This is a genomic window from Streptomyces sp. SID12501, from assembly GCF_010550245.1.
GTDB lineage: Bacteria > Actinomycetota > Actinomycetes > Streptomycetales > Streptomycetaceae > Streptomyces.
Map to the genome: position 1 here is coordinate 1 of NZ_JAAGLU010000145.1, position 865 is coordinate 865.

Below are 865 nucleotides of genomic sequence, written 5' to 3' on the forward strand. Positions count from 1 at the left end.
CCGTCGCGGTCGCCGAGTCGCTGCGCACGGGTGAGCACCTGCTCGTCCAGGCGGGCACCGGCACGGGCAAGTCGCTGGGCTACCTCGTGCCGGCGGTGCGGCACGCGGTCCGCGCGGACGAGCGCGTCGTCGTCTCGACCGCGACGCTCGCGCTGCAGCGGCAGGTGCTGACGCGCGACCTCCCGCTCGTCACCACCGCGCTGGCGTCCCACCTGCCGCGGCAGGCGCAGATCGCGCTGCTCAAGGGCTGGCAAAACTACCTGTGCGTCCACAAGGTCGCGGGGGGCTACCCGTCCGACGAGCAGGGCACGCTGTTCGACGTCCCCGAGCGGCCGGGCGCCGCGGAGCACCCGCCCGAGGAGACCGAGTCCGGGCGCGAGTCCCTCGGCGACCAGGTCGTGCGCCTGCGCGAGTGGGCCGAGGAGACGACCACGGGCGACCGCGACGACCTCGTCCCCGGCGTCTCCGACCGCGCGTGGCGGCAGGTCTCCGTGACCGCCATGGAGTGCCTCGGCGGGCAGTGCCCGATGCTCGCGCAGTGCTTCCCGGAGGCCGCACGTGCACGGTCGCGCGAGGCCGACGTCGTCGTCACGAACCACGCGATGCTCGGCATCGCGGCCTCGGGGTCGCCGAACGTGCTGCCCGAGCACCAGGTGATCGTCGTCGACGAGGCGCACGAGCTCGCCGACCGCGTGACCGCGCAGGCCACCGCGGAGCTGTCGCTGCCGACCATCGAGCACGCCGCGCGGCTGGCCCGCCGGCACGGCGGCGTGCCCACCACCGACCTCGACACCGCCGGCCAGCACCTCGCGAGCGTCATCGTCCCGCTGCCCGAGGGGCGCTTCCCCCAGGGGCTCCCCGAGGA

The 865-nt window shown here is 75.4% G+C and carries 1 protein-coding gene; it reads left to right on the top strand.

Annotated features, from left to right (window positions below):
- Positions 1-865, top strand: an 865-nt coding sequence (locus G3I71_RS44880) for an ATP-dependent DNA helicase (RefSeq protein ID WP_164324651.1), incomplete at both ends; no start/stop codon positions are given.